Source organism: Dyadobacter sp. CY326 (assembly GCF_021390515.1).
Taxonomy (GTDB): domain Bacteria; phylum Bacteroidota; class Bacteroidia; order Cytophagales; family Spirosomataceae; genus Dyadobacter.
Genome location: NZ_JAJUXI010000007.1, coordinates 376,269 through 399,056, shown reverse-complemented (window position 1 = coordinate 399,056; position 22,788 = coordinate 376,269). Strand labels below are relative to the sequence as shown.

Annotated in this window: 21 protein-coding genes; 8 read left to right on the top strand and 13 right to left on the bottom strand. The window is 45.3% G+C overall.

Features of this window, described 5'->3' with window-relative positions:
* Positions 1–160: 160 nt before the first annotated feature.
* Positions 161–2,476: a polyphosphate kinase 1 gene (gene ppk1, locus LZG73_RS16470; RefSeq protein ID WP_233852371.1), complete on the top strand. Its 2,316-nt coding sequence runs from the start codon at positions 161–163 to the stop codon at positions 2,474–2,476.
* Between the two features lies 1 nt (position 2,477).
* Here ppk1 and LZG73_RS16465 read toward each other — a convergent pair whose 3' ends face one another.
* Genes LZG73_RS16465 through LZG73_RS16455 form a run of 3 tightly spaced genes read right to left on the bottom strand, consistent with a single transcriptional unit; the run spans position 2,478 to position 6,973 of the window.
* A complete protein-coding gene (locus LZG73_RS16465) occupies positions 2,478–4,952 on the bottom strand; it encodes a bifunctional UDP-N-acetylmuramoyl-tripeptide:D-alanyl-D-alanine ligase/alanine racemase (RefSeq protein ID WP_233852362.1) in 2,475 nt (824 codons plus the stop codon).
* A 36-nt stretch (positions 4,953–4,988) separates the two neighbouring features.
* A complete protein-coding gene (corA, locus tag LZG73_RS16460) occupies positions 4,989–6,116 on the bottom strand; it encodes a magnesium/cobalt transporter CorA (RefSeq protein WP_233852358.1) in 1,128 nt (375 codons plus the stop codon).
* Positions 6,117–6,121: 5 nt separating this feature from the next.
* Positions 6,122–6,973: a universal stress protein gene (locus tag LZG73_RS16455; RefSeq protein ID WP_233852347.1), complete on the bottom strand. Its 852-nt coding sequence runs from the start codon at positions 6,971–6,973 to the stop codon at positions 6,122–6,124.
* A gap of 354 nt (positions 6,974–7,327) precedes the next feature.
* Between LZG73_RS16455 and LZG73_RS16450 the strand changes: the two genes are divergently transcribed.
* Positions 7,328–8,728 carry a dicarboxylate/amino acid:cation symporter gene (locus tag LZG73_RS16450; protein WP_233852344.1) on the top strand — a complete coding sequence of 467 codons (1,401 nt, stop codon included), beginning with the start codon at positions 7,328–7,330 and terminating at the stop codon, positions 8,726–8,728.
* Between the two features lie 18 nt (positions 8,729–8,746).
* A complete protein-coding gene (locus tag LZG73_RS16445) occupies positions 8,747–9,100 on the top strand; it encodes an ArsC family reductase (protein ID WP_233852341.1) in 354 nt (117 codons plus the stop codon).
* Here the strand turns inward: LZG73_RS16445 and LZG73_RS16440 are convergent.
* Positions 9,097–10,326: a THUMP-like domain-containing protein gene (locus LZG73_RS16440; RefSeq protein ID WP_233852337.1), complete on the bottom strand. Its 1,230-nt coding sequence runs from the start codon at positions 10,324–10,326 to the stop codon at positions 9,097–9,099. The genes LZG73_RS16445 and LZG73_RS16440 overlap by 4 nt on opposite strands.
* Positions 10,327–10,580: 254 nt before the next feature.
* On the opposite strand from LZG73_RS16440, the gene acs reads away from it, so the two are divergent.
* Positions 10,581–12,470, top strand: a complete 1,890-nt coding sequence (gene acs, locus LZG73_RS16435) for an acetate--CoA ligase (RefSeq protein WP_233852334.1) — start codon at positions 10,581–10,583, stop codon at positions 12,468–12,470.
* A gap of 77 nt (positions 12,471–12,547) precedes the next feature.
* Here the strand turns inward: acs and LZG73_RS16430 are convergent, their stop codons facing one another.
* From LZG73_RS16430 to LZG73_RS16400, 7 genes are all read right to left on the bottom strand, one after another.
* Positions 12,548–13,324, bottom strand: coding sequence for a hypothetical protein (locus LZG73_RS16430; protein WP_233852330.1), 777 nt, complete (start codon positions 13,322–13,324; stop codon positions 12,548–12,550).
* A gap of 193 nt (positions 13,325–13,517) precedes the next feature.
* Positions 13,518–13,670 carry a FeoB-associated Cys-rich membrane protein gene (locus LZG73_RS16425; RefSeq protein WP_233852326.1) on the bottom strand — a complete coding sequence of 51 codons (153 nt, stop codon included), beginning with the start codon at positions 13,668–13,670 and terminating at the stop codon, positions 13,518–13,520.
* A gap of 20 nt (positions 13,671–13,690) precedes the next feature.
* A complete protein-coding gene (locus LZG73_RS16420; protein ID WP_233852324.1) occupies positions 13,691–14,224 on the bottom strand; it encodes a YfiT family bacillithiol transferase in 534 nt (177 codons plus the stop codon).
* A gap of 96 nt (positions 14,225–14,320) precedes the next feature.
* Entirely contained in the window at positions 14,321–15,112 is a 792-nt protein-coding gene (locus LZG73_RS16415; RefSeq protein WP_233852321.1) for an inositol monophosphatase family protein, read from the bottom strand.
* 7 nt (positions 15,113–15,119) lie between these two features.
* On the bottom strand, positions 15,120–16,295 hold the full coding sequence (locus tag LZG73_RS16410; RefSeq protein WP_233852318.1) for a DUF4105 domain-containing protein: 1,176 nt from the start codon (positions 16,293–16,295) through the stop codon (positions 15,120–15,122).
* A 1-nt stretch (position 16,296) separates the two neighbouring features.
* Positions 16,297–16,998 (bottom strand): 16S rRNA (cytidine(1402)-2'-O)-methyltransferase, encoded by a 702-nt coding sequence (rsmI, locus tag LZG73_RS16405; protein WP_233852316.1) that lies wholly within the window; start codon positions 16,996–16,998, stop codon positions 16,297–16,299.
* Between the two features lie 36 nt (positions 16,999–17,034).
* On the bottom strand, positions 17,035–17,280 hold the full coding sequence (locus LZG73_RS16400) for a 4a-hydroxytetrahydrobiopterin dehydratase (RefSeq protein ID WP_233852456.1): 246 nt from the start codon (positions 17,278–17,280) through the stop codon (positions 17,035–17,037).
* 261 nt (positions 17,281–17,541) lie between these two features.
* On the opposite strand from LZG73_RS16400, the gene LZG73_RS16395 reads away from it, so the two are divergent.
* Genes LZG73_RS16395 through LZG73_RS16385 form a run of 3 tightly spaced genes read left to right on the top strand, consistent with a single transcriptional unit; the run spans position 17,542 to position 19,448 of the window.
* The gene (locus LZG73_RS16395) at positions 17,542–17,970 is read left to right on the top strand and encodes an OsmC family protein (protein WP_233852306.1); all 429 of its coding nucleotides are present in this window, start codon (positions 17,542–17,544) and stop codon (positions 17,968–17,970) included.
* A 39-nt stretch (positions 17,971–18,009) separates the two neighbouring features.
* Positions 18,010–18,831: a thymidylate synthase gene (locus LZG73_RS16390; RefSeq protein WP_233852304.1), complete on the top strand. Its 822-nt coding sequence runs from the start codon at positions 18,010–18,012 to the stop codon at positions 18,829–18,831.
* 8 nt (positions 18,832–18,839) lie between these two features.
* Entirely contained in the window at positions 18,840–19,448 is a 609-nt protein-coding gene (locus LZG73_RS16385; protein ID WP_233852300.1) for a trimeric intracellular cation channel family protein, read from the top strand.
* 90 nt (positions 19,449–19,538) lie between these two features.
* Here LZG73_RS16385 and LZG73_RS16380 read toward each other — a convergent pair whose 3' ends face one another.
* Positions 19,539–20,453, bottom strand: a complete 915-nt coding sequence (locus tag LZG73_RS16380) for a DUF2911 domain-containing protein (protein ID WP_233852299.1) — start codon at positions 20,451–20,453, stop codon at positions 19,539–19,541.
* A 75-nt stretch (positions 20,454–20,528) separates the two neighbouring features.
* Between LZG73_RS16380 and LZG73_RS16375 the strand changes: the two genes are divergently transcribed.
* On the top strand, positions 20,529–21,065 hold the full coding sequence (locus tag LZG73_RS16375; protein ID WP_233852294.1) for an NUDIX hydrolase: 537 nt from the start codon (positions 20,529–20,531) through the stop codon (positions 21,063–21,065).
* Here the strand turns inward: LZG73_RS16375 and LZG73_RS16370 are convergent.
* Complete coding sequence (locus LZG73_RS16370; protein WP_233852291.1) at positions 21,055–22,719, bottom strand: S8 family peptidase; 1,665 nt, start codon at positions 22,717–22,719, stop codon at positions 21,055–21,057. The two genes, LZG73_RS16375 and LZG73_RS16370, sit on opposite strands and share 11 nt — an antisense overlap.
* Positions 22,720–22,788: the final 69 nt, after the last annotated feature.

Genomic DNA, 22,788 nt, shown 5'->3' with positions numbered 1-22,788 from the left:
TAGCCGATAGATTTTAAAAACGGATGGCTGTCAAACTCGGCCATCCGTTTTTGTTTTAAGATCAAAATTTAATAGAAACTTCACGTCTCCAAAACAATAGATTCCTAGATTCGTTGAATTTTTAATGTATTCCCAATACAAGCCTTAAAGAATTAAGTTTATGTCCGGCTCAGGCGACCCAATATATAGCAACGGAAAAAAAGGCAGGTTAACCAACTTGTTCGCTTTTTTCAAAAGTACAAAAGGACCAGTCTCGACAGATGAGATCAAAGTGATCAGTCCTTCAACCGAAAAGGCCAACACGCTTGTACAGCAAAGTGACCTCATTAGCAGAGATTTGAGCTGGCTTAAATTCAATGACCGCGTGCTGGATCAGGCGACGAATGAAGATCGTAACCTGTTTGACCGCCTCAAATTCCTGGCAATTACATCGTCCAATCTCGACGAGTTTTTTACGATCCGCGTCGGCAGCTTATATAATTATCTTGATTTTGGTAAAGAACGCCTTGATTATTCAGGATTAAGGGAAATTCCCTTCCGTAAGGTGCTTATGCGTGAGCTGCATGAGTTCGTGCGGAAGCAAAATGATTGTTACAAAAATCAATTGCTGCCGTTATTTGAAAAGCACGGTTTTCGCATCATTAAGCTGGATGAAGTGCATGACGATGAAAAGGCTGCCGTTGAAGAATATTTCGAGCGGACGGTTTATCCAATGCTCACGCCAATGCTTTTTGATTACACGCACGCATTTCCTGTTTTGCTTGCCAAAGTGCTCATTCTGGGCGTGATCACGCAAGTCAAAGGGTCCACAGCAGAAGAGGATAGAAAACTTTCGTTCGTACAGTTGCCCTTGAACCTGCCACGGTTTTATGTGATCGATCGGGAAGAGGAGCTGTTATTTTTACCCATTGAAGACATTGTTCGGGCATACATTCATAAACTTTACCGCAATGTTGACATTGTTTCAACCAATCTTTTCCGGATCATCAGAAACGGTGATTTTTCATTGGAAGAGAGCGATGACATTGAATCAGATTTTATTGATGAGATCAAACAAAAGATAAAAAGCAGACGTCTGGGTCGTGTGGTGCAGGTTTCCGTTGAACACGACACCAACCCGGATTTGCTGAGTTTGATCAAAAAACGCTGGGAGATAGACGATTACAATGTTTTCCCGATCGACGGATTTATCGATTACACGTCGTTCTGGGGCATTATCAAGCATCCTGAATTCAAGGATCAGATTCCCGCAATCCACCCGCCGGTGCCGCCATTGGGACTGGAAAGAGAGCGCATTCCGGATATTTTTGAAGTGATGCGCGAGCGCGATATCCTCTTGCATCATCCATACAACAATTTCGAACCCGTTTTGCAGCTTTTGGAACAAGCCGCAGAGGACCCAAAAGTTTTGTCTATCAAGCTGACTATTTACCGGTTAGCAAAAAATTCTCGCGTTACCGAGGCGCTTTTACATGCCGCCGAAAATGGCAAGCACGTCGCCGTGTTATTTGAGGTTAAGGCACGATTTGACGAAGAAAATAACATTAGAGAAGCGCAGCGGCTGCAAAAGGCAGGCTGTTTTGTCATTTATGGCATTGGCTTATTGAAGACGCATACAAAATTGCTGCTCATCGTCCGGAATGAAGGAAATCGGGTGTTGCGTTACGCGCATTTATCAAGCGGGAATTACAATGAAGACACGTCCAAATTATACACGGACACGGGTTTGTTGACCTCCAATGAAAAATACACAGAGGATATTTCGGAATTTTTCAATGTCATTACCGGCCATTCCATTCCATCAGAATATCAAAATCTGATCACGGCGCCGCGTTACATGCGCGATAAGCTGGTTGCATTAATTCAGCAGGAAGCAGACAATGCGCGTGCGGGACTGAAAAGCGGAATTTGTATCAAAATCAATTCTTTGGAAGACCGCACAACCATCCTCGAACTTTATAAAGCATCCGAGGCCGGCGTTCCGATCAAGTTGATCGTGAGGGGAATGTGCTGCTTGCGTCCGCAAAGGGCCAAATTGAGTGAAAATATTACGGTTAGATCGCTTGTAGGTGACTTTTTGGAACATTCGAGAATATTTTATTTCCATCAAAATGGTGATCCGGTTGTCTACGGCGGAAGTGCGGATGCCATGGTGCGCAGCTTCGACAAACGCATCGAGTCGCTTTTCAAACTTGTTGACCCGCGTGTAAGGCAGCAAGCCATTCACATTCTTTATTTCAGTCTGATGGACAATGTGAATGCCTATGAGATGCAGGAAGATGGAAGTTACATCAAATGTGAAGTCAAAGATGGCGTAGCGCCACTGAATGTGCACGAGGCTTTTTACGACGTCACCATGGACGATGTTTTGGCAGCGCATCTTTTTGAGGATGAGCCCGTTGCATCATCCGACGAAGAAGCCGCAATTGAGGAAGTTCACGCGCAAATCACGGGAAGTGACGAGGCGGAAGCTTAATTTATTCTTTAAAAAAAACCCTTTTAACACGGTCCCCGATTCCTGTCAGGATTTCATAAGGGATCGTGTTTATTTGTTTTGCGAGCTCAATGATGGGCATTTCCTTCCCAAAAATTATCACTTCATCGCCTTCATTCGCATTTGCACCTGTTACATCGATCATGGTCATGTCCATGCAAATGTTGCCGATTGTAGGGCATAAGGTGCCATTTACCCAAATTTTCCCGACACCATTTCCAAGTCCGCGATCGTAACCATCGGCGTAACCAATGGCCAGTGTTGCAATGGCCGCATCATGATCCAGATGCCCGCGCCGGCTATAACCGACCGTCTCGCCCGCTGAAAGATATTTGATTTGTGAAATAACCGTTTTTAATGTGCCCACGGATTGCAGCGCCTGCTGTTCCTGCCCTGTTGCTTCAACGCCATAAAGCCCGATGCCAAGCCGCACCATATCCAGTTTGTATTCCGGAAAACGCACAATTCCGGCCGAATTAAGAATGTGCTTGATCGTTTCATAGCCCAATGCCTCTTCAATGCGTTCTGCGCCTTCAAGAAAAAGCGCATACTGTTGTTTGGAAAAAGCATTATGAACACCCTCATCCGCACCCACCAAATGCGAGAAAATGGAGGCAACCTGAATGCCAGGATTTGCTTTTAATGTGTCAATAAGCCATTCCAAATCATCCTTAATGAAGCCGAGCCGATGCATTCCGGTGTCGAGCTTCAAGTGGATCTTTGGAATTTCTGCCGTAATGCGGTTTTTATTGACAAAGGAGATCCAATCCGTAAAAATCCGGCGGCTGTAAATTTCCGGTTCAAGTTCGTATTGCAAAAGCAGGTCAAATGCCTGCGCAGTCGCATTCATCACCATAATTGGGAGCGTGATGCCGCTTTGGCGCAATGCGACACCTTCATCTGCATATGCAACGCCCAGATAATTTACGCGATGAAACTGCAACAACGAAGCCACTTCTCCACTTCCGCTGCCATAAGCAAAAGCCTTCACCATGGCCATAATCCTGGTTTGCGGCCCGACTTTTGACTTATAAAAATTCAGATTATTGGACAATGCATCCAAGTTAATTTCCAGCACAGTTCCATGTGCTTTTTGCTGCAATCGCTGCACGATTTTCTCGAAGGAAAAAGGCCGGGCGCCTTTGATCAAAATCAAACTGTCTGATAAGGAGCCAAACGGAAAATCGCGTAAAAAAGCGGGCGTGTCCGGGAAGAAATCTGTTCGTTCAACGTCGAATAACGCAGCCTGACTGCTTATTTCCGGGCCAATGCCGATCAAATGCGTGATCATTTTCTCGTCCAGAAGCTTCGAAACCATTGTATAAAGCTCAACCGGTGTCTGGCCGGTTTGCAAAAGATCTGAAAGAATTAGCGTTTTTTTCTGCCTTTGTTCTTGTTGGGACAGGAAATTAAGCGCCATCGACATGCCATTGATGTCATTGTTATAGGCGTCATCAATGATATAATTGTGATTAATGCCCTCTTTGAGCTCCAAACGCATGGAAACCGGCTTTAACAACCGGATGCCTTCCTGAATGGTCGTCGCCGAAAAGCCAAAATCCAGCAGAAAAACAATGCAATGTGTGAGATTTTCGAGAGAAGCTTCATCTGTAAAACCCGTTTCAAACTTGTGATCGCCGAGCTTTCCAGACAATGTAAGCGAAGCCTTCGATTTTTCATTTTGAAATAAAACAGTGACATCCGCCCCAGAAGCCGCTTTTCCCCAACTCAATGTCTTTAAAAATGTGTTGACCGGCCTTAAAATCAGATTGATCTCTTCGTCAATTTCGGTGTAATCTTTGCGATAGATCAGTTTCCTTACTTTGGTAAAAAGGCGCAGTTTCTCCGTAATTTTCTGTTTGCGGCTTTTGAAACCATCGTCATGCGCAGGACCGATATTGGTAAATACCCCGATGGTGGGCTGCATAACCGGCTGCAAATATTCCATCTCATGTGATTTGGAAATGCCCGCTTCAAAAATGCCCAGCGTATGTTCATTGGCAATGTTCCAAACAGAAAGCGGAACGCCGATTTGTGAGTTATAACTTTTGGGGCTGGCAACCACAGTAACCTGAGCAGCAGCCAATTGCACCAACCATTCTTTTACGATTGTTTTTCCATTGCTGCCTGCAATGCCGACAACGGGCAGATTGAAATGACGTCGTTTTTCAGCAACGAGTGCCTGTAAAGCCTTAATGCTCGAAGGCACGATCCAGATTTTCGCATCCTCCCAATCCGCAGTTTCTGAGCGAAGTTTTTCTGTAAAAGAAGCTTCCTCAACAACAAATTCCCTCACCCCGCTCGCATACAATGCAGACAGAAACTGATGGCCGTCGTGCCTTTCACCTTTGATTGCGAAAAAGATGCTTTGTTTGGGAAAAGAGATCTGGCGGCTGTCTGTAAGCAGGTAAGCTGCGTTGGTCGAGATTGTTTGAAAGCTGGTTGCGGTAAGGTTCATTCCAATGCGTTTTTCAGGCCACAAAGGTATCAAACCTTACATCCATTTTTTGGATTTGAAATAAAATATAAGTCCGGTCGTGACGACTGCCATCAAGCCCCAAACGTAGTAATAACCATATTGCAGCTTCAATTCGGGCATATTTTCGAAGTTCATGCCATAGACACCGACTATAAATGTGAGCGGCATGAAGACGGCCGAAAAAATGGTGAGCGTCTTCATTACGGAGTTCATTCGGTTGCTGATCGTTGATAAGTGCACGTCGGCAAGACTCGCCACAAGTTCGCGATAGGAGTCAACGGTGTCCAGAACCTGCATGATGTGATCGTAAAGATCCCGGAAATAGGGAATTGACTCTTTCTGTATCAACGGGTTATCTTCTCTGATCAGCTGGTTGATCATATCCCGCATTGGCCAGATAAGCCTTCTGGCCGTGGTAAGCTCTCTTTTTAGCGAATAAAGCTCGTTGAGCGAAAGTCCTTCATTGCCCTTGATGACCTGATCTTCAACGGAATCCAGGCTATCTCCCAGTTTTTCAAGGACAATGAAATAGTTGTCGATGACAATGTCCATCAATGCAAACAACAGATAATCAGGTCCGTTTCGGCGGGTTTTTCCAACGGAAGCTTGCAAACGGTCCAAGACGGGCGTGAAAATATCCGTGGTTAATTCTTCCTGAAAAGACAGTAAATAGTTTTCACTCAAAACAAAACTAACGTGCTCCGAAGAAATGCAAATGGGCGATTCCGTGTCCACATGCAGCATTTTTAATGTCAAAAACAAGTGACCCGTGTCATAAATTTCGAGCTTGGGCTTGTGCTCCGTGTTCACCACATCTTCCAGCAAAAGCGGATGCAGCTTGTACAAGTTGCCCAGTTTCGCTATCAGTGAAGTTTCGTGAATTCCGTCGACATCGAGCCAGGTGACCGTTTTCTTATCAGCAGGTTCAGGACTGCATTCGTGCAGAGATTTTACCGCATCATTTTTAAAGATCTCCTCATTATAAATGATCCGCCTGATCTTGGTTTTTAACTCAATTTCGGGCCCAATGTATGTGAGTGTTCCCGGAGAGGTCAGCAGATTCTTTTTGTAGCGCCTGTGCCTCCGATGCTTTCCTTTTGGTCCATCCGGCTGAATAGTCGGTGTATGCTCTGGGTTATCCAATGTTTTTATTTGAGATGAAATACCATTAATGGCACGTGTGTATCAATAATCAGTTTTCTGGTCACGCTCGGATTGATCAGAAACTCTTCGATGAAAGAACGTTCACGTGAAGACATGATTAATAAATCCGCGCCAACCTCGTCACAATAATCCTCTATTCCGTCCAGAACATGCCGCGCCTGGCGGAAAACAATCTGCTCGTCAGCAATGGTGAATTGTGATTTGAGCTCGGCAATGTATTGATTATCAGCCTGAATGTTCGGCTGTGAATCTGAATTTACTTTTAATAATGTAAGGCTGGCTCCCAGGTGGTTTAACAACACATAAACCTCTTTAAGAATGTCCGCTTCATCATATTCAAATTGCGCGGCATACACGACCTTCTGAAATTTTTTCGGCGTGCTTTGCGGCGGAATCACCAGCACCGGGCAAGTTGCGTGCAGACCGATATTCGTTGCCGAACTGCCAATAAGTTTGTCCATAAAGCCGCCCGTCCCCGTTCTGCCAATGACGATCATGCTCGGATTATGCGCCTCAATCGCATCTGCCACAGCCGCTTGCACACTTCCTATTGCCCAAATCGCCTGTGCGTGAAAGCCCTCAGCCGTAATCCCATCCACATAAGTGTTCAGCTTTTTCTGAAATTCTTCTTCCAGCTCACCGGTCATCGAAAGGAAATCTGTTCCGTCGATTCCAGGCAGCACATTGCCGGGCGTAAGGTTTACATCTGCAATGTATGGCTGATAAGCGTGGAGAATAAGCAGCTCGGAATTTTCTTTTTCCGCTATAATTTTTGCAGCTGCCAATGCGCGTTCCGCATTTTCAGAAAAATCAATCGGGATCAGGATTTTGTTCATAGGTTCGGGTAAATTTTGAGTTCGAAATAATGTAATTTCCGAACATATCAAATTTACAGACTCAAACCAAAGAATCATGCCCCTTTTAAATGAAAGATAATGTGCGTGCAAATTCTTGTTTGAATGCAGACATTCCTGTGCTTAATTTTAAAACTTTTCCGCCCCTTTAAATTTTTGTAAACCAATAATTATTTCTTAAACCGGCAGTTGTATAATACAAACAATCAATATTATTGTGCAAAACCTATTGATAATTTTGCATTTGACTGTAAAAGCGCTTGTCGCGACAGTTGGTCTTAAATTGATTTTTTATAAGTTTACCGTACAAATGAATTCCTCATTCCAATATCCTTTATGAAGAGCAAGATTACCATCATCAACATTGCCCTGGTTACTATTGCTGCAATAGCCACTGTGCTCAATGCATATCATATCATTGCTTTATCCGATACAGTCCTCATTACATTGCGGTGGCTCGCGCTGGCAGGGCTGATCATTTTTGCGATTCTCAAAAAAAATCTCACCACTTCCATCTTGATTTCCATGCTTGTCGGCACGGAGATCGGATATGATTTTCCGAAGATGGGCACCGAGCTCCATTTCCTGCGCCAGATCTTTTTGCAAATGATCAAAACCGTGATCGCCCCGTTGCTTTTCGCGACTTTGGTTACGGGAATTGCGGGGCATTCGGATCTAAAACAAGTGGGGCGGATGGGATGGAAATCCTTACTTTATTTTGAGGTTGTCACCACATTTGCGCTGCTGATCGGCTTGTTTTTTGCCAACTGGTTTAAACCCGGAGTCGGCATTGTTCCACCAGAATCGCTGAATGCGGCCTTGCCAAAAGTGGCCGAGCAAACCTGGCAGGACATTGTGCTGCACTCATTTCCTGAAAACATCGCCAAGTCCATTTACCACGGAGAAGTGCTTCAAATCGTTGTTTTCAGCGTTTTGTTTGGGATCAGCCTTGCATTATTGCCTGCTGTTAAGAAAGAGAAGTTTGTTCACGGAGTTGAACTGCTCGCAGAAGTAATGTTCAAATTGACCAAAATTATCATGCTTTTTGCGCCAATTGGCGTGGGTGCGGCCATTGCAGAAACGGTGGGTCACATGGGCATTGACGTCTTGCGCAATCTTGCATTGCTGCTCGCAACATTATACTGCGCTTTGATCGTCTTCATCCTTATTGTTTTTGTTCCAATTGCATTAATCGCTAAAATTCCGGTCATTAAGTTTGCAAAAGCGATTTTCGAGCCTGTTTCGATTGCATTCGCAACCACAAGTTCGGAATCTGCGTTGCCTAAGGCCATGGAAAAAATGGAGAAATTCGGTGTGCCGCGGCAAATCGTTTCTTTCGTTATGCCAACGGGTTATAGTTTCAATTTGGACGGTTCCACGCTCTATCTGGCTCTGGCAACCGTTTTCGTAGCGCAGGCCACGGGAACAGAAATGTCTTTCGGACAGCAGCTTACAATGGTTTTGTTATTAATGTTAACCAGTAAAGGCGTTGCCGGCATTCCAAGGGCGACCTTGGTGATCCTGCTTGGCGCGATTGCAAACTTTGGCATGCCTGAATGGCCCGTTTTGTTAATTATGGGCATTGACGAGCTTATGGACATGGCCCGGACATCTGTTAATGTGACAGGAAACTGTCTCGCAACCGCCGTTATTGCGCGTTGGGAGGGAGAGTTAGACGATGAAAAAATGCATAATTCGGACCTGATCGTTGACGAGCCGGTTGTTACAGAAGCTTAATTTTATTTTATATTTTTTATGTTGACGGTTTACGGAATTCCCAATTGCGACACGGTTAAAAAAGCACGCACCTGGCTGGAAAAGCATAACATTGAATACGCTTTTCATAATTATAAAACAGACGGAATAGGCAAAGACAGGATCAAGGTTTGGTTCAAACAATATCCCTGGGACAAGGTTGTAAACAAAGCAAGCACAACCTGGAAAGGGCTTTCAGATGAAGAAATAGCGCTGATAACAGACGAAAAATCAGCTGCAAAACTCATGATATCGCACACATCCGTGATCAAAAGGCCATTGATAGAGGATGAATCCGGAAAGGCAGTTGCACTTGGTTTTTCTGAAAAAGATTACCAAGAAAAATTTCTCTAAGCCATTTCCGGCTTCATCGTCACGACAACCACTTTCGAATTGTCGGCCAGGGTGGTGGCAAAAAGATAATATTTGCCGCCATCTTTCAACTTCCACTTTTTCCGAAGCTCCTCACTCTTTGCAGGGAAATTGCGCACGGTTAGGTTGGCCTTATCTCCTTGAATGTGCTTTGCAATCTCCTTAATATCGGGTTTGCAAACCGCAATAATCTCAAAAGTCCGGCCAGGAAAGTCTCGATTAAGTGCGTGCGACGTGTATAACTGACTGTTAATGGACAGTTTATCCAATGAAAACGCAGCACTGACGGTTTTAAAAGCCCCGGCCTTCAAGACAGCCGCATGTGGTTCGTACAAATATTGCAGCGGATCTGAGTAAGTGACTTGCGATATTCGCTCAGTTTCCCGGTTGAAATCCATCCGATGCAGCACAGCTCCCGCACCGTCCACAATGCGGATTTTTATTTCAAAATCATTGGAAGCGTGATTAAGGTCCATTACAAACAGGAGCTCCTTACATTCGCTTTCGAAGCCAATCACATGCACTTCTTTCAAATATTTGAGCGATTTTGCAGCGAGATCAATGTCCAGTAACGGCGAGGTTTTGAGCAAAATCTGAGGCGCATTTTGGAACAGCAAATCCAGATTGGAAACAATGTCAGGCGTGCAGCCGGAGAGGAGCACAACCTTTTCCCGGTTCGCATTGCGCCTCGCCGGATCGGCATAAATCCAATCGGCGGGAAGGTTATTTATAGCAAGATTTTCCAGCGAATTTTCAGCATGAACCACAATGTTGGTGACTCCCAAATGTTTAAAATTCGCTTTGGCAGTCGCGGCAACTTCTGCCTGCTGCTCGAAATACTGAACCTGTTCAAACTTTTGGCTCATGTAAAAGCAGTCGACGCCCATTCCGCCCGTAATGTCAATCAATTGATTTCCAGACACAATACTTGCCTTATAACGTGCTGTTCCCTCAGATGAGCTTTGCTCTACGGAGAGGGCAGGGGGGAATGTCAATGCTGGGTTAGCAGACCATTGCGGCAACTTCTTCACCGCCTTTTGTCTCGATTGAATTTGCGCAGCAAGCTTTTTAATGTCATACCCTTTAAATTGGCCCGCCCTGAGCATAAGCTGGCTCACGTCGTCCTGCATATGCGCCTTTATGAAGTCAATTTCCAGTTGTGAAAAACTGGTTTCAGCTGCACTGCTTTCGGGCATACGGTCTGACATGATGCTAATTCGTTATCATTAGAATCCGAAAATACAGCTTTTTGCCGGCGGGTCACAGTTTTGTGAAGCGTTCGCGAAAGCGTGAAAGATTATTCAAAAAGCTGACTCGTGCAGCTGACTGGTTTCGGCTTGATTATCAATGTAATGCAGTTTACGGGCGGGATTTTCTGTTTTGCTTTAAGTAGGACTAACCAAATGAAAATTATAAATTGACGCCTCATATCCCTTAATCCTAAGTCTAACCTTTATTTATCATGAGAATTAAGACCTTTGAAGCGTATCAGGCTGCCTACAAACAAAGTGTAGACGATCCCGAAGGTTTCTGGGCGGAAGTTGCCCAACAGTTTCAATGGCGCAAACCTTGGAAGAAAGTCCTGAGCTGGGACTTCAATGAAGCAAATATCAAGTGGTTTGAGGGCGGCGTGCTCAACATTACAGAAAATGCATTAGACCGTCACTTGGCCGAGCGTGGCGACCAGCCCGCCATTATCTGGGAATCGAATGATCCCGAAGACAAATCCGTAACCATCAGTTATCGTGTTCTGTATGATAGGGTTTGCCGTTTTGCCAATGTTTTGAAAAAGCATGGCGTTAAAAAGGGCGATCGTGTCTGTATATATTTGCCAATGGTCCCGGAACTGACCGTGGCCGTGCTGGCTTGCGCGCGCATAGGAGCCATTCATTCGGTTGTTTTTGGCGGTTTTTCTGCAAAATCCATCGCCGACCGGATCAATGACGCCGAATGCAACATGGTCATCACATCCGACGGAGCTTTCCGCGGATCAAAGGTGATTCCGATGAAAGAAACGGTTGATGCGGCGTTGGATCAATGTCATAGCGTCAAAAACGTGATCGTGATGACGCGCACGCGCACGCCGGTTTCTATGTTGAAGGGCCGCGATTTGTGGTGGGAAGAGGAAGTGAAGCACGTCGATTCCGTATGTCCCGCCGAGCCAATGGACGCAGAGGACACATTGTTCATTCTTTATACATCAGGTTCCACGGGCAAGCCCAAAGGCGTGGTCCACACCTGCGGCGGTTACATGGTTTACGCGACTTACACTTTTGCCAATGTATTCCAGTACGAGCCAGGCGAAGTGCATTTTTGCACAGCCGACATTGGCTGGATCACGGGTCATAGTTACATTGTTTACGGCCCGCTTTGCTACGGCGCAACTTCCATCATATTCGAAGGCGTTCCTACTTATCCTGATGCCGGACGTTTTTGGGAAATTGTAGCCAAACATAAGGTTAACATTCTTTATACGGCACCAACTGCGATTCGTTCGCTGATGAGTTTCGGTTTGGATTTTGTCAAAAAACATGATCTTTCATCGCTGACAAAACTCGGTTCAGTAGGCGAGCCGATCAATGAAGAAGCTTGGCATTGGTTCAAAACTAATATCGGCCACGACCATTGTCCGCTCGTCGACACGTGGTGGCAAACCGAAACGGGGGGCATTATGATCTCGCCACTGGCAGGCATCACGCCGGAAAAACCGACATTTGCTACATTGCCTTTGCCTGGGATTCAGCCGGTTTTGGTGGATGAAAATGGAAAGGAAATCTTCGGAAACGGCGTGAGCGGTAATCTTTGCGTAAAATTTCCGTGGCCTGGCATCATCCGTACAACATATGGCGATCACGAGCGCGCCAAACAAACCTACTTCTCAACTTACCCCGGCATGTATTTCACCGGTGATGGTTGTTTACGAGACGAAGATGGTTATTACCGCATTACCGGACGCGTGGATGACGTGTTGAATGTTTCGGGACACAGAATCGGCACGGCGGAAGTTGAAAATGCAATCAATATGCACCTGGGCGTGGTGGAATCAGCTGTTGTGGGTTACGCGCATGACATCAAAGGACAAGGGATTTACGCCTACGTCATCGCCGAACACGAGCCGGATGATCCCGAAATGTTCCGCAAAGACATTGCAGCCACCGTTTCTAGAATCATCGGCCCCATCGCAAAACCAGACAAAGTCCAGTTCGTAACAGGCTTACCGAAAACACGTTCCGGCAAGATCATGCGTCGAATTCTCAGAAAAATATCCGAAGGCGACATGAATAATTTAGGAGACATTTCAACTCTGCTTGACCCTGCTGTTGTAGAGGATATCAAGAAAGGGGCGTTTTAAAAGCAGGAAGCACTTAACGTAAAAACAGAAAAGCGGTGTTTGTCTTAAACACCGCTTTTCTGTTTTTGATCAACTATTTATTTTGCATGGAGAATGTTGTTTCCATATTGAATTTTTCCATTGGTATATTCTACATAAGTGCGTGCATAGATTTCCAGAACAGTGTTTTCGGAAATTGGCAAATTGACGGTGCCTAATCCCTTCAGTGTTAAAGGCCCAGAAAGGGCGATAACCTTGTTGTCCGCTGTTGTCGGGAATGCATTTATATTTGCATTTGCCTGTGGCCGGTAACTATAAACCATACCAAACTCCTTAACTGGTGATTTACCGAAATCCTGAATTTCATATGCAGTTTGGTAAGGTTTATTTAGTGACAAGTTTAACCCAGCTTCCACTATCGCCAGTTTCGGATCATAAACAAGCACCTCTCCGTAAACGACTTTATTATTGCCATAAATTGCATAGGCGCGATAGTAAAGCTGCTTAGCAGTAGTCAGATCTATTTCCGTTATTTTTATTCTTTCTTTTAAGCTAGGAACTTCTGGGAATACTGATTTCGAATTAGAAATCGTAGGTGTATTCGTAAAGTTTTGACTTCCGTTGTCAGGTTCAACTGAATAAACGACTCCATGTTCAATGATAGGTTGGTTGCCCAGATTTGTGAAGTTGACTTTAAGGCGATATAAATTAGCTGATGAATTTTCAATTGTCAATCCGGGCGTATGGATAACGGGCATAATTTCCTCTGGTGTTTGAGGATCAGGGTTTTCCGGAACCACGTGGTCTTGACACGAGAAATTGAACAAGAAGATTGCTACGAGGAGCATGGAGAACTTAAATGTAACTGATTTCATAGAGTTGTAATTATTGATTTTAAATGTCAGAGGAATATTTGTGACAATTATAAATCAATTAACTAACAGGAATGAGGGCGGGTGGTGATGCGATTATTTGTCGGCCTTGTTTCAATTATTCTACGGCACGCAAGCCAATAAAAAAGGTTGCCCTTTCGTAAAGACAACCAATTATTCAATCAAATATATTCTGTCAATTCTTAACACTCATCGCCTTATCCGCGGCGCAGCCGCAACCCTTCGCGCATCCGCCGCTGTTGCGGCTGTCGAATGCTTTCCAGATGCGCCAACCCATGAAGCCGGCTGCTGCAAGAAATAATATGAGGATGATGATTTGCTGTGCCATGGTGTGTTAACAGCGTGTTTTTACCAATTGTTCCTTGCAGCGAGTTGAAATGCATGCTGATAATGATGTTCGCTGTGCCACGCATAATTCGCAATCACTTCGTCCACGCGAAAGGTGCGGCCCGTCGCAGGGTGAATGTAAGTCCGCGCCAGATCAGTTTCATCCATTGAATTCAATAACAATATCCAACGCAAGTGAATGTATCGCAACAATTGAAGTGAAAGCTCAACCTGCGCCGTTTTCGCGTCAGGAAGCTCTGCCCAAAGTTGCTCTTCGTATGGCTTAATAACCGGATTATCTTCCGTCATCGCAAGCCTGCAACGCACATATGCATTCATGTGGCTGTCGGCGACGTGGTGGATCAGCTGGCGGATTGTCCAGCCATCCGGCCGATAAGGCGTGTTATATTTTTCATCGTCCCAGCCGCCTAGCAAGTTGATAAATTTAGAAGGCAAGGCGCTGATAATCTGAATGTTTGATTTTACTTCGGCTGGTGTGTAATAATCCTGGTGTTGGAATTGGCCGATTGGGTAACGGAGGGAATCTGGGGACATTTTTTGAATGACTGAATGACTGAATGAGTGAATGACTGAATGAGTGAATGAGTGAATGAGCCAGTGTGTGAGTGAGCCGGGATGAACGTCTTATGATTAGAAGTTTTCTCGGATTACTTCTACTAATTCTTTGTGGCCTCCTGCGGCTGCAACGATGTCGCCGCCGAAAAGATAGTTGTCTCCGCCTTTAAAATCTGTGACTGTTCCGCCCGCCTCTCTGATCATCAACACGCCAGCCGCCATATCCCAGGAATTGAGATTGTATTCATAAAAACCGTCAAACCGGCCCGCTGCAACATATGCAAGATCGACAGCCGCTGCGCCCATTCTCCGGATTCCGTGCGTTTTTTGCATAAGGAGTTCAAGAATGTACATGTATCGCTTTTGCTTCTCAAATTTGTAATAAGGGAAACCGGTTGCTATTAAGCTGTCCGCCAAAGTTTCAACATTGGAAACCTTAATCTGTTTACCATTGCACCACGCTCCGCCGCCTTGCCAGGCATAAAACATTTCGTCCAAACTCGGCTCATGGATAACGCCAACAAGCAATTCCTTCCCACGCGCAAGGCCCACGCTCACGCAATAGACCGGAATGCCATGAATGAAATTCGTAGTTCCGTCCAATGGATCAATGATCCAATTCAATGCAGTGGGGTCGGGTTCCTGGCCGGTCGTGCCTTCCTCAGTGATGAAGCTGGCCTCGGGAAGAAGTTGGGTCAGACTGGCAACGAGCAGTTTTTCCGCTTCCTTGTCCACATAAGAAACAAGGTTGTTCAGGTCTTTGTATTCAATTTTATCACGCGAAAACGAAGCAGCTTCCTGTTGGATAAAAGAAGAAGCCTGTCTTACTATTTCAATCGTTTGTTGTGTAAGCTGTTCGAGATTCATTACTATTTTATCCTTTTTCGGGGATTTTAGAAAGTGAATTATTAATGTAGTAAACCCTGATAATCAATGTTAATAGAATCGGGATTACAACATAGTTATGCTTTAATACATTGCCCGTTGCGCAAAGTAAGAGAAATCCGTAAAATATCAGCAAGAACTGAAACCACGAAGGTTTTTTTGTTTTTGAAATAAAAAAAATCAGCGGCATCCAAAGCGGGAAAGCCCAGAGAATGTCATAGTTCCACTTGGTGTCGTTGTGCTCGGTTGCAAACCACAATAAGGCAAGCAGCCAGCCCGCCAGCCCGACGACAGAAAAAAGCACTTTGTCAAATGTAAAATCAAGAATTTCTTTCCTGATCTGCCAATAAGTAAGCGCCATTGTAATGACTGCCAAAGCCCAAAAAACGACCGCCGGCGTGAGAATTCCCTTATAAACGATTGGCTCCGCCTTGAAATATTCATTTGTTGTCAAAACCAATGGCACTAAGCCGGCTGCTGTTTTAATCCGCGCATCTTTGAAAGCAATGCTCAGATTATCAGGCAGAAACGTCGCTTGTTCGGCAGTTGCGATTTCATCCGCAGGCGTGCCCAATGCGAGATCCATCCCAAAGTCGGCCCAGGGATTTTGCTTGTAAGCGTAGCGATCAATCCATTGTCTGAAACTGAGCTTTTCGTGCGTGTAACCTTTGTAAACGAGGCTGTCACCGCATGCGGTTTTCAATGCAACGGCTAATCGGCTTGCACAGTTGTCATAAAAGAATTTATAAGGATAAACCCTGTTTTGAGGCAAATAATTGTTTTCCAAATAATTGTAAAGCCGCTGCTTTTGTGCTTGACTCAGATTCAAAACCTGCTCAGATATAGATCGATTTTCGGCACGATAATATTCCAGTTGCGGCCCAAGCGGGTGCACCGAAATGCTGTAAGGCAAATAACCACGCATGAAATTGATATAAAAATTGCCCTGATCGAAGCTGAATGTGCCGTAACTATAAGCATTGTCAAGCCGCAAAACCGGATCGTAAACCCAAAGCACACTATGCCCAAAACCTGAATACAACTCATCTCCCGGACCGAATGTCACCAGGCTAACTTTGGCCTGCGCACTCAGCGTGGCAAATTGCGCGCGCGCCAATGCAATCGAAGACAAAAACAAAAAAGCGAACAGAACTGACCGCAACATATTAATCCTCATATTTTTCCGATTTCTTTTTCTCTTCCGCTTTTCCGGCCAGAATGATTACGATTTCTCCTTTTATGGTTTTTTCTGAAAAGTAAGTAATGACTTCTTCCAATGTGCCGCGCACGTTTTCTTCATAAATTTTGGTCAGTTCCCGCGCAACTGAAACCTGTCGGTCTGCCCCGAAATACTCAACAAATTGCTGCAACGCTTTCACCAGCCGATGCGGCGATTCGTAGAAAATCATGGTCCTCTCCTCGGCAGCCAGGTTTTGCAAACGCGTTTGACGGCCTTTTTTATGCGGCAAGAAACCTTCAAATGTAAAACGGTCGCAAGGCAAGCCTGAGTTCACCAGCGCGGGCACAAAAGCAGTGGGGCCGGGGAGACATTCGACTGCAATGCCTTGTTTAATGCATTCCCTAACGAGCAAAAAGCCTGGATCAGAAACAGCCGGCGTGCCAGCGTCGGACACCAGCGCCATGGTTTCACCCTTAAGAATGCGTTCCACAACACGCGTAACAGTCTGATGCTCATTATGAACGTGATAACTGTGCATTGGCTTCGAAATGCCCAGGTGTTTGAGCAGATTTCCAGAAGTTCGCGTGTCTTCCGCGAGAACGACATCGACATTTTTCAGAACATTGATGGCGCGAAGTGTAATGTCTTCCAGGTTGCCGATCGGCGTGGGGACTATATAAAGTTTCATTGAAAGCAAATGTGCCCAGGTTGACCGGCCACACAGTTATTTTTTAATTTCTTCAAATATTTTGTCAATCGCCTCAGCGAGTTTTTTATCCTTATCGGTAACAATGTCGCCCGCATCGTGCGTGTTCAATTCAAATGTTACTTTGTTATATGTGTTGGTCCAAAAGGGATGATGATCCATTTCATCAACCGTTTGCGCAACCTCCGTAATAAAAGCAAATGCTTCCTTGAAGTCCTTGAAAGTGAAGCTTTTTTTTAATTTGTTATTCTCCTCTTTCCACATATCCATGTTTATTTATTTTACTAAAAATCCTTTATTCAGCATAATGAAACGAATATACAAGCTTTATGCTTCTTTTTAAATTATTCAGGTAAATAGCCGAATCGGGTTTGATGGAGTATATTTGAACTTTGATCCGGTTCATATCCTTATCATAGTGTGGCGGCTGAACAATCGGTTTTTCAGAACAAAAAGCCTCGCATAACCCGCTCTTTTATCTATTTATAATTTAACAAAGCTCTGCTAATCAGCCGAGTAAGAATCATGAAAGTAGAACTCGTTCGTGTTAATGACGCCTTTCATTTTGAAGGCACCGGTTCATCAGAAGTAAAAGTGCACACAGACGGATCGCCTGAAATCGGCGGCAGTAATCTTGGCGTGCGGCCTATGGAATTGCTCCTGTTGGGACTGGCAAGTTGCAGCGCCATCGATGTGGTGCTAATCCTCAAAAAACAACGTCAGGACATTACAGACTTCCGTATCACTGCCGATGGCGACAGGACGCAGGAAGAAAATACGCAGCGCAAGCCATTTACCAAAATCCATTTGACATTCAAATTTGCGGGTAATCAGCTGGACGAAAGCAAGATTAATCGTGCTATTGGTTTGTCGATGGAGAAATATTGCTCTGCAACTGCACAGCTCGAAGCACTTGCAGAAATTACATATGCTGTCGAAATCGCGACGGTTTAACAAACATTCTTTTTTATAAAGCATTAATAAGCAGCCCAAATGCAGCAATATCACGATTTGTTACGCCACATTCTTGACCACGGCGTTCGTAAAACAGACCGGACCGGCACAGGAACAATCAGTGTTTTTGGTTATCAAATGCGCTTTAACCTGAACGACGGTTTTCCATTGGTTACCACCAAAAAAGTGCACACTAAATCGATTATTTACGAGCTTTTGTGGTTTTTGAAAGGGGACACAAATACGAAATATCTCAAAGATCACGGCGTGTCGATCTGGGATGAATGGGCGGATGAAAATGGCGATTTGGGGCCAGTATATGGCAAGCAATGGCGGAGTTGGGAAGGGCCAAACGGCAAGACGGTGGATCAGTTGCAGGAAGTTTTGAAGCAGTTGAAAAACACACCGGATTCTCGCCGCATCATTGTTTCGGCCTGGAATCCATCACAGTTGTCGGAAATGAAATTGCAGCCTTGTCACGCATTGTTCCAGTTTTATGTGGCGCCTCCGAATGAAGATGCGGGTGAAACAAAAGGAAAACTATCCTGCCAGCTTTACCAGCGCAGCGCCGATGTTTTTCTGGGTGTTCCATTCAACATTGCGAGTTATGCATTGCTGACGATGATGATAGCGCAGGAATGTGACCTGGATTTGGGTGATTTTGTATGGACCGGCGGCGATACGCACATTTATCTCAACCATTTGGAACAGGTGGATCTGCAACTCAGCCGTAAGCCACGCGCGCTCCCGGTTATGGCCATTAATCCGGATGTTAAAAGCGTCTTTGACTTCAAATTTGAAGATTTCGAGCTGCAAAATTACAATCCGTGGCCAGGAATTAAGGCGCCCGTCGCCGTTTAGGTTTTGAGATGAGCATCCAATATATTTTAGAGATTATCGGAACATTCGCGTTTGCGATTTCCGGGGCGCTGGCTGTGAAAGATCAGCAGCATCAGGATTGGTTCGGCGCGAGTTTCACTGCATTCATTTCCTCCATTGGCGGTGGAACGCTGCGGGATATTTTGCTAGATAGTTATCCTCTGGTCTGGATTAGCGACATCACGATCATTTACGCCATTATGGCGGGAATATTGGTCACATTCATTTTTTACAAATTTCTCCTTCGCTTGCGCAAAACGCTCTTTTTGTTTGACACATTCGGCATTGCGTTATTCACCATCGTGGGCACCGAAAAAGCCCTTCATTTAGGCGTCAGGCCAGAGATTGCTGTGATTATGGGTGTTTTTACCGCCACAATGGGAGGCGTTATCCGTGACATGATGACGAATGAAATTCCGATCATCTACCGAAAAGAAGTGTACGCAACTGCTTGTCTGGCAGGGGCATGTGTTTATTTGTTATTGGACGAAATCGGCGCGGGGCGTAATGTGGCGTTTATCACCGCGTCGTTGGTTATCATCACGATTCGCATCCTGGCAGTCCGTTACGGATGGAGCGTGCCGCGGTTTTTCCGTTAGCATTATGGTTCCGGGGTTTATCGTTGCAATTTTTTGCACAAAAATCGTCGGGGATGCCAACTCATTCAATGGGCATCCCTGACGTCTTAATTATTTCTTCTTCTTTCCTTTTACGGATGCAGCGGCTTGCTTTGGGGCGGCTGATATTTTTGATTGGATCTGCGTAATGCCCTTTTCGATCTGGCCTTTGTAAAAAGTTGTGAATGCGCCGTCTGGTGCGGTTGTTCCCAATGTCAACGCCTTTTGGGCGGCTGGCAATGCTTCTGCATTCTTGCCTAATTTGCTCAAAATCTGTGCTTTCAACCAATAATTAAAATACGATTCTTTTAAACCAATCGCTTTATCAGCCATTGCAAGCGCAACTTGCAAATCCTTACCTTGGGATAATAAATAACCCGCAGTGCTTTGCAAAACGCCAATGTCCTCAGGTTTTTCGGCAACTGCTTTATTCAAACCGGCCATTGTCAATGCTTCGGTGCCAACTGCCAACGGAACCGGAATGTTAACGGACGACCAGGAAATGTTCAAAAATCCGGTGCTGTCTGAAGTCGGATCAATGCTGATCTTAAAGCTCTCATTGAATTCGGCAGATGTCGGGACAACCATTATTCTTGCCACGTCTTCCGATTCTTTATAATCCTGCGTTCCGCCCTGATTGAAGTTTTTGTTCAAAATCACCGTCCAGGCAGCACCTGATGGAATGGAGAATAATGCATATTTTCCGGCAGGCACTTTTTTGCCTCCGAATGAAAAATCGGTTCCCGCTTCCAATGTCGTCGCCATGTTCGCGCCTGTGCGCCAGATTTGGTTGTAAGGAGCCAGTTCTGAGCTGTCGGCGAAAATCTTCCGGCCTTTGATCGACGGGCGTGAGTATTTCACAGTAAAATCAGTGACACCAATGCTCTGCATGACACTGGCGGACGGACTGGCTTGTGGGGTGCGTTGTCCGATGGCAGTTGTTGCAAGTAAAGCGGCAATGGACACTGATAAGAAGTATTTTTTCATTTTTAAATAAGGTGGTTTATTTCTTGAAGTATTAAACTTGTGGTGAAATTAGAATGAAAAAATCACATAGCCTACATGAAGCGGAACAGTTTGTTATCCCTTTTAAATGCTTATACACCCGAAAACGGACTTGAAAATGAAATGTATTTGGCAACAATTGATTTTGTCAAAAGTCACGAAGATTGCTTCGAAAGATCATTGCTGATCGGGCATGTGACCGCTTCGGGATTGGTGCTGTCGGCGGATGGAAACTCGGTTTTGCTCATGCATCACCAAAAGCTGGGACACTGGCTGCAACCAGGCGGGCATTGTGATGGAGATCCTGACACCGAGCGAGTTGCCCGGAAAGAAATTTGGGAAGAAACAGGCATTCAACAATTGGAATTGTATAAAGAAGGCATTTTTGATGTGGATATTCACCTCATTCCGGAACGGAAAGGCCTTCCGGCGCACAATCATTATGACATTCGTTATGCGTTCAAAGCTGCGGAAGGACAGGACATCGTGGTTAATGACGAGTCATTGGATGTGCAATGGGTTCCTTTGCAGGATGTTGCAAAATTGAATGATTCAGAATCCGTCGTGCGCATGATCCGCAAGGTCACTGCTTGATAAATTTCAGCGCTTTCTCCTGATTGTCAACCTTAATTTTTACCAAATATAATCCTGCCGGCAATTGCGTTGCTGCAATGGGTTGGTTAGCAGTCAGTTTTGATTCCAATGTGCTTAATGTTTTGCCATTCTGTCCATATAAATTGAGCACTGCTTGTTTGCCAATCAAATGTTGCGGAATGGAAAGACTTGCGTCGTCCTGAACCGGATTTGGTGATAAAACAATGGCAGACAGCAGGTTATCCTCCGTTCCCAGCGGTGAAAATTCTTCCTGAATAATTTTTTCTGCCCTCACAGCGCTCGGGACGCCATAACCCAACAAATTGTCAGGCGCACTGGCCTGGTGACCCGATTTTTTGATGGCGTAAATAAGCTGCTGCGCGGTCAAGTTAGGATATGCCTGCCACAAAATCGTTGAAAAACCAGCCATTAACGGCGACGAAAACGAAGTTCCGTTGTTGCTGGAAACATTGCCGGACGTGTTGCCGATCACGGCGCCCAGTCCAACGGCCGCGACATCAGGCTTTTGCTGGCCTGCCGCATTCGGGCCTACGGAGCTTAATGCAGCATAAGCGCGTTCATAATTCGTTGCGCCGACGGTCAGCACAGAATCCACGTCAGCGGGCGCGACAATGTAATGCCACGCCTTATTTCCCTCATTTCCAGCCGAAGTGACGACCAAAATGCCAGTTCGTGTCGCAAAGCGTGCGGCGCGGCTGACAATGGTCGTTTTGCCGTCCATATCCTGATACGTGTAACTGTATTCCGGCTTGGCAAACTCGTCGTCAAACTGATTGTAACCCAGAGAAGAATTGATCACATCTGCGCCCAAGCTATCCGCGCGCTCGGCGGCCATCAACCACGCAATTTCCTCATATGGTGATTCAAGAAAGTCGTTTTCTGTTCTGTAAAGCGCGTAATTCGCTTCGAAAGCCGCTCCGATCATTGTTCCGGGCTGGTCGGCTGCCATGGTTGAAATTACATTTAAGCCGTGTGATCCGTCATTGAAAACATTTGTTTCCCGGCCCATAAAATCATAAGTGTCGACGATCCTTTTTTCGTCGCGAAGCGGCTTCAAAAACGGAACCTGATCACCATTTAAAAATCCATTGTCCAAAACGGCGATGAGCATGCCTTCGCCGTGAAAGCCTTTGTTATGCAAACTTGGAACGTCCATGAGTGCCAACTGGGCATTCATATTTCCGTAATTCAGATCTTCGGTTGTCTCAAACTTTTTGTTAACACCGCCAACGCGCTCCACGCCGGGCGATTTCGAACCAATGTTGGCAACAGGCAAATCAAATTCAATGCTTTTAAAAAACGGCAGTTTCCGAATGTTGGCAAGCTGTGCAGCGGTCGCCTCTACAATGGCGCCGTTAAACCAGCGGGAAGTGAAAATAACTTCCGCACCCACCTGTTTTATAGCCGACACATAACCCGGGTTAACGGGGAAATCCTGAGTCGTAATTGGAATGTTCTGTCGTGTTCTGCGGGCAACGGAACGCGCTGAGAGGAATTCTGCCGGCTTGTCTGCGGAAAAGGTCGTGTTGTTTTTGTCTTTGAACAAAACAAAATAACGCGGGTTACTTTGGGCAAAGGTGCAGCTCAGACCGAGGGAAAAGGCAAAAATGGTGACTAGTAGCGTTTTAATCATTGTTTTCCATGTTTAACTATCAAACCAACGCCCGCAGGTCATATTTTGATATACTGCTTTTTGTGCAAA

Coding starts and splice junctions, on each gene's coding strand:
- LZG73_RS16425 (WP_233852326.1), bottom strand. CDS start 13,670: ATGGCACAGCAAATCATCATCCTCATATTATTTCTTGCAGCAGCCGGC.
- LZG73_RS16385 (WP_233852300.1), top strand. CDS start 18,840: ATGAGCATCCAATATATTTTAGAGATTATCGGAACATTCGCGTTTGCG.
- LZG73_RS16445 (WP_233852341.1), top strand. CDS start 8,747: ATGTTGACGGTTTACGGAATTCCCAATTGCGACACGGTTAAAAAAGCA.
- LZG73_RS16395 (WP_233852306.1), top strand. CDS start 17,542: ATGAAAGTAGAACTCGTTCGTGTTAATGACGCCTTTCATTTTGAAGGC.
- LZG73_RS16400 (WP_233852456.1), bottom strand. CDS start 17,280: ATGTGGAAAGAGGAGAATAACAAATTAAAAAAAAGCTTCACTTTCAAG.
- ppk1 (WP_233852371.1), top strand. CDS start 161: ATGTCCGGCTCAGGCGACCCAATATATAGCAACGGAAAAAAAGGCAGG.
- LZG73_RS16455 (WP_233852347.1), bottom strand. CDS start 6,973: ATGAACAAAATCCTGATCCCGATTGATTTTTCTGAAAATGCGGAACGC.
- LZG73_RS16370 (WP_233852291.1), bottom strand. CDS start 22,719: ATGATTAAAACGCTACTAGTCACCATTTTTGCCTTTTCCCTCGGTCTG.
- rsmI (WP_233852316.1), bottom strand. CDS start 16,998: ATGAAACTTTATATAGTCCCCACGCCGATCGGCAACCTGGAAGACATT.
- LZG73_RS16420 (WP_233852324.1), bottom strand. CDS start 14,224: ATGTCCCCAGATTCCCTCCGTTACCCAATCGGCCAATTCCAACACCAG.
- LZG73_RS16440 (WP_233852337.1), bottom strand. CDS start 10,326: ATGTCAGACCGTATGCCCGAAAGCAGTGCAGCTGAAACCAGTTTTTCA.
- LZG73_RS16380 (WP_233852299.1), bottom strand. CDS start 20,453: ATGAAAAAATACTTCTTATCAGTGTCCATTGCCGCTTTACTTGCAACA.
- LZG73_RS16410 (WP_233852318.1), bottom strand. CDS start 16,295: ATGTTGCGGTCAGTTCTGTTCGCTTTTTTGTTTTTGTCTTCGATTGCA.
- LZG73_RS16465 (WP_233852362.1), bottom strand. CDS start 4,952: ATGAACCTTACCGCAACCAGCTTTCAAACAATCTCGACCAACGCAGCT.
- acs (WP_233852334.1), top strand. CDS start 10,581: ATGAGAATTAAGACCTTTGAAGCGTATCAGGCTGCCTACAAACAAAGT.
- LZG73_RS16430 (WP_233852330.1), bottom strand. CDS start 13,324: ATGAAATCAGTTACATTTAAGTTCTCCATGCTCCTCGTAGCAATCTTC.
- LZG73_RS16375 (WP_233852294.1), top strand. CDS start 20,529: ATGAAGCGGAACAGTTTGTTATCCCTTTTAAATGCTTATACACCCGAA.
- LZG73_RS16415 (WP_233852321.1), bottom strand. CDS start 15,112: ATGAATCTCGAACAGCTTACACAACAAACGATTGAAATAGTAAGACAG.
- LZG73_RS16450 (WP_233852344.1), top strand. CDS start 7,328: ATGAAGAGCAAGATTACCATCATCAACATTGCCCTGGTTACTATTGCT.
- LZG73_RS16390 (WP_233852304.1), top strand. CDS start 18,010: ATGCAGCAATATCACGATTTGTTACGCCACATTCTTGACCACGGCGTT.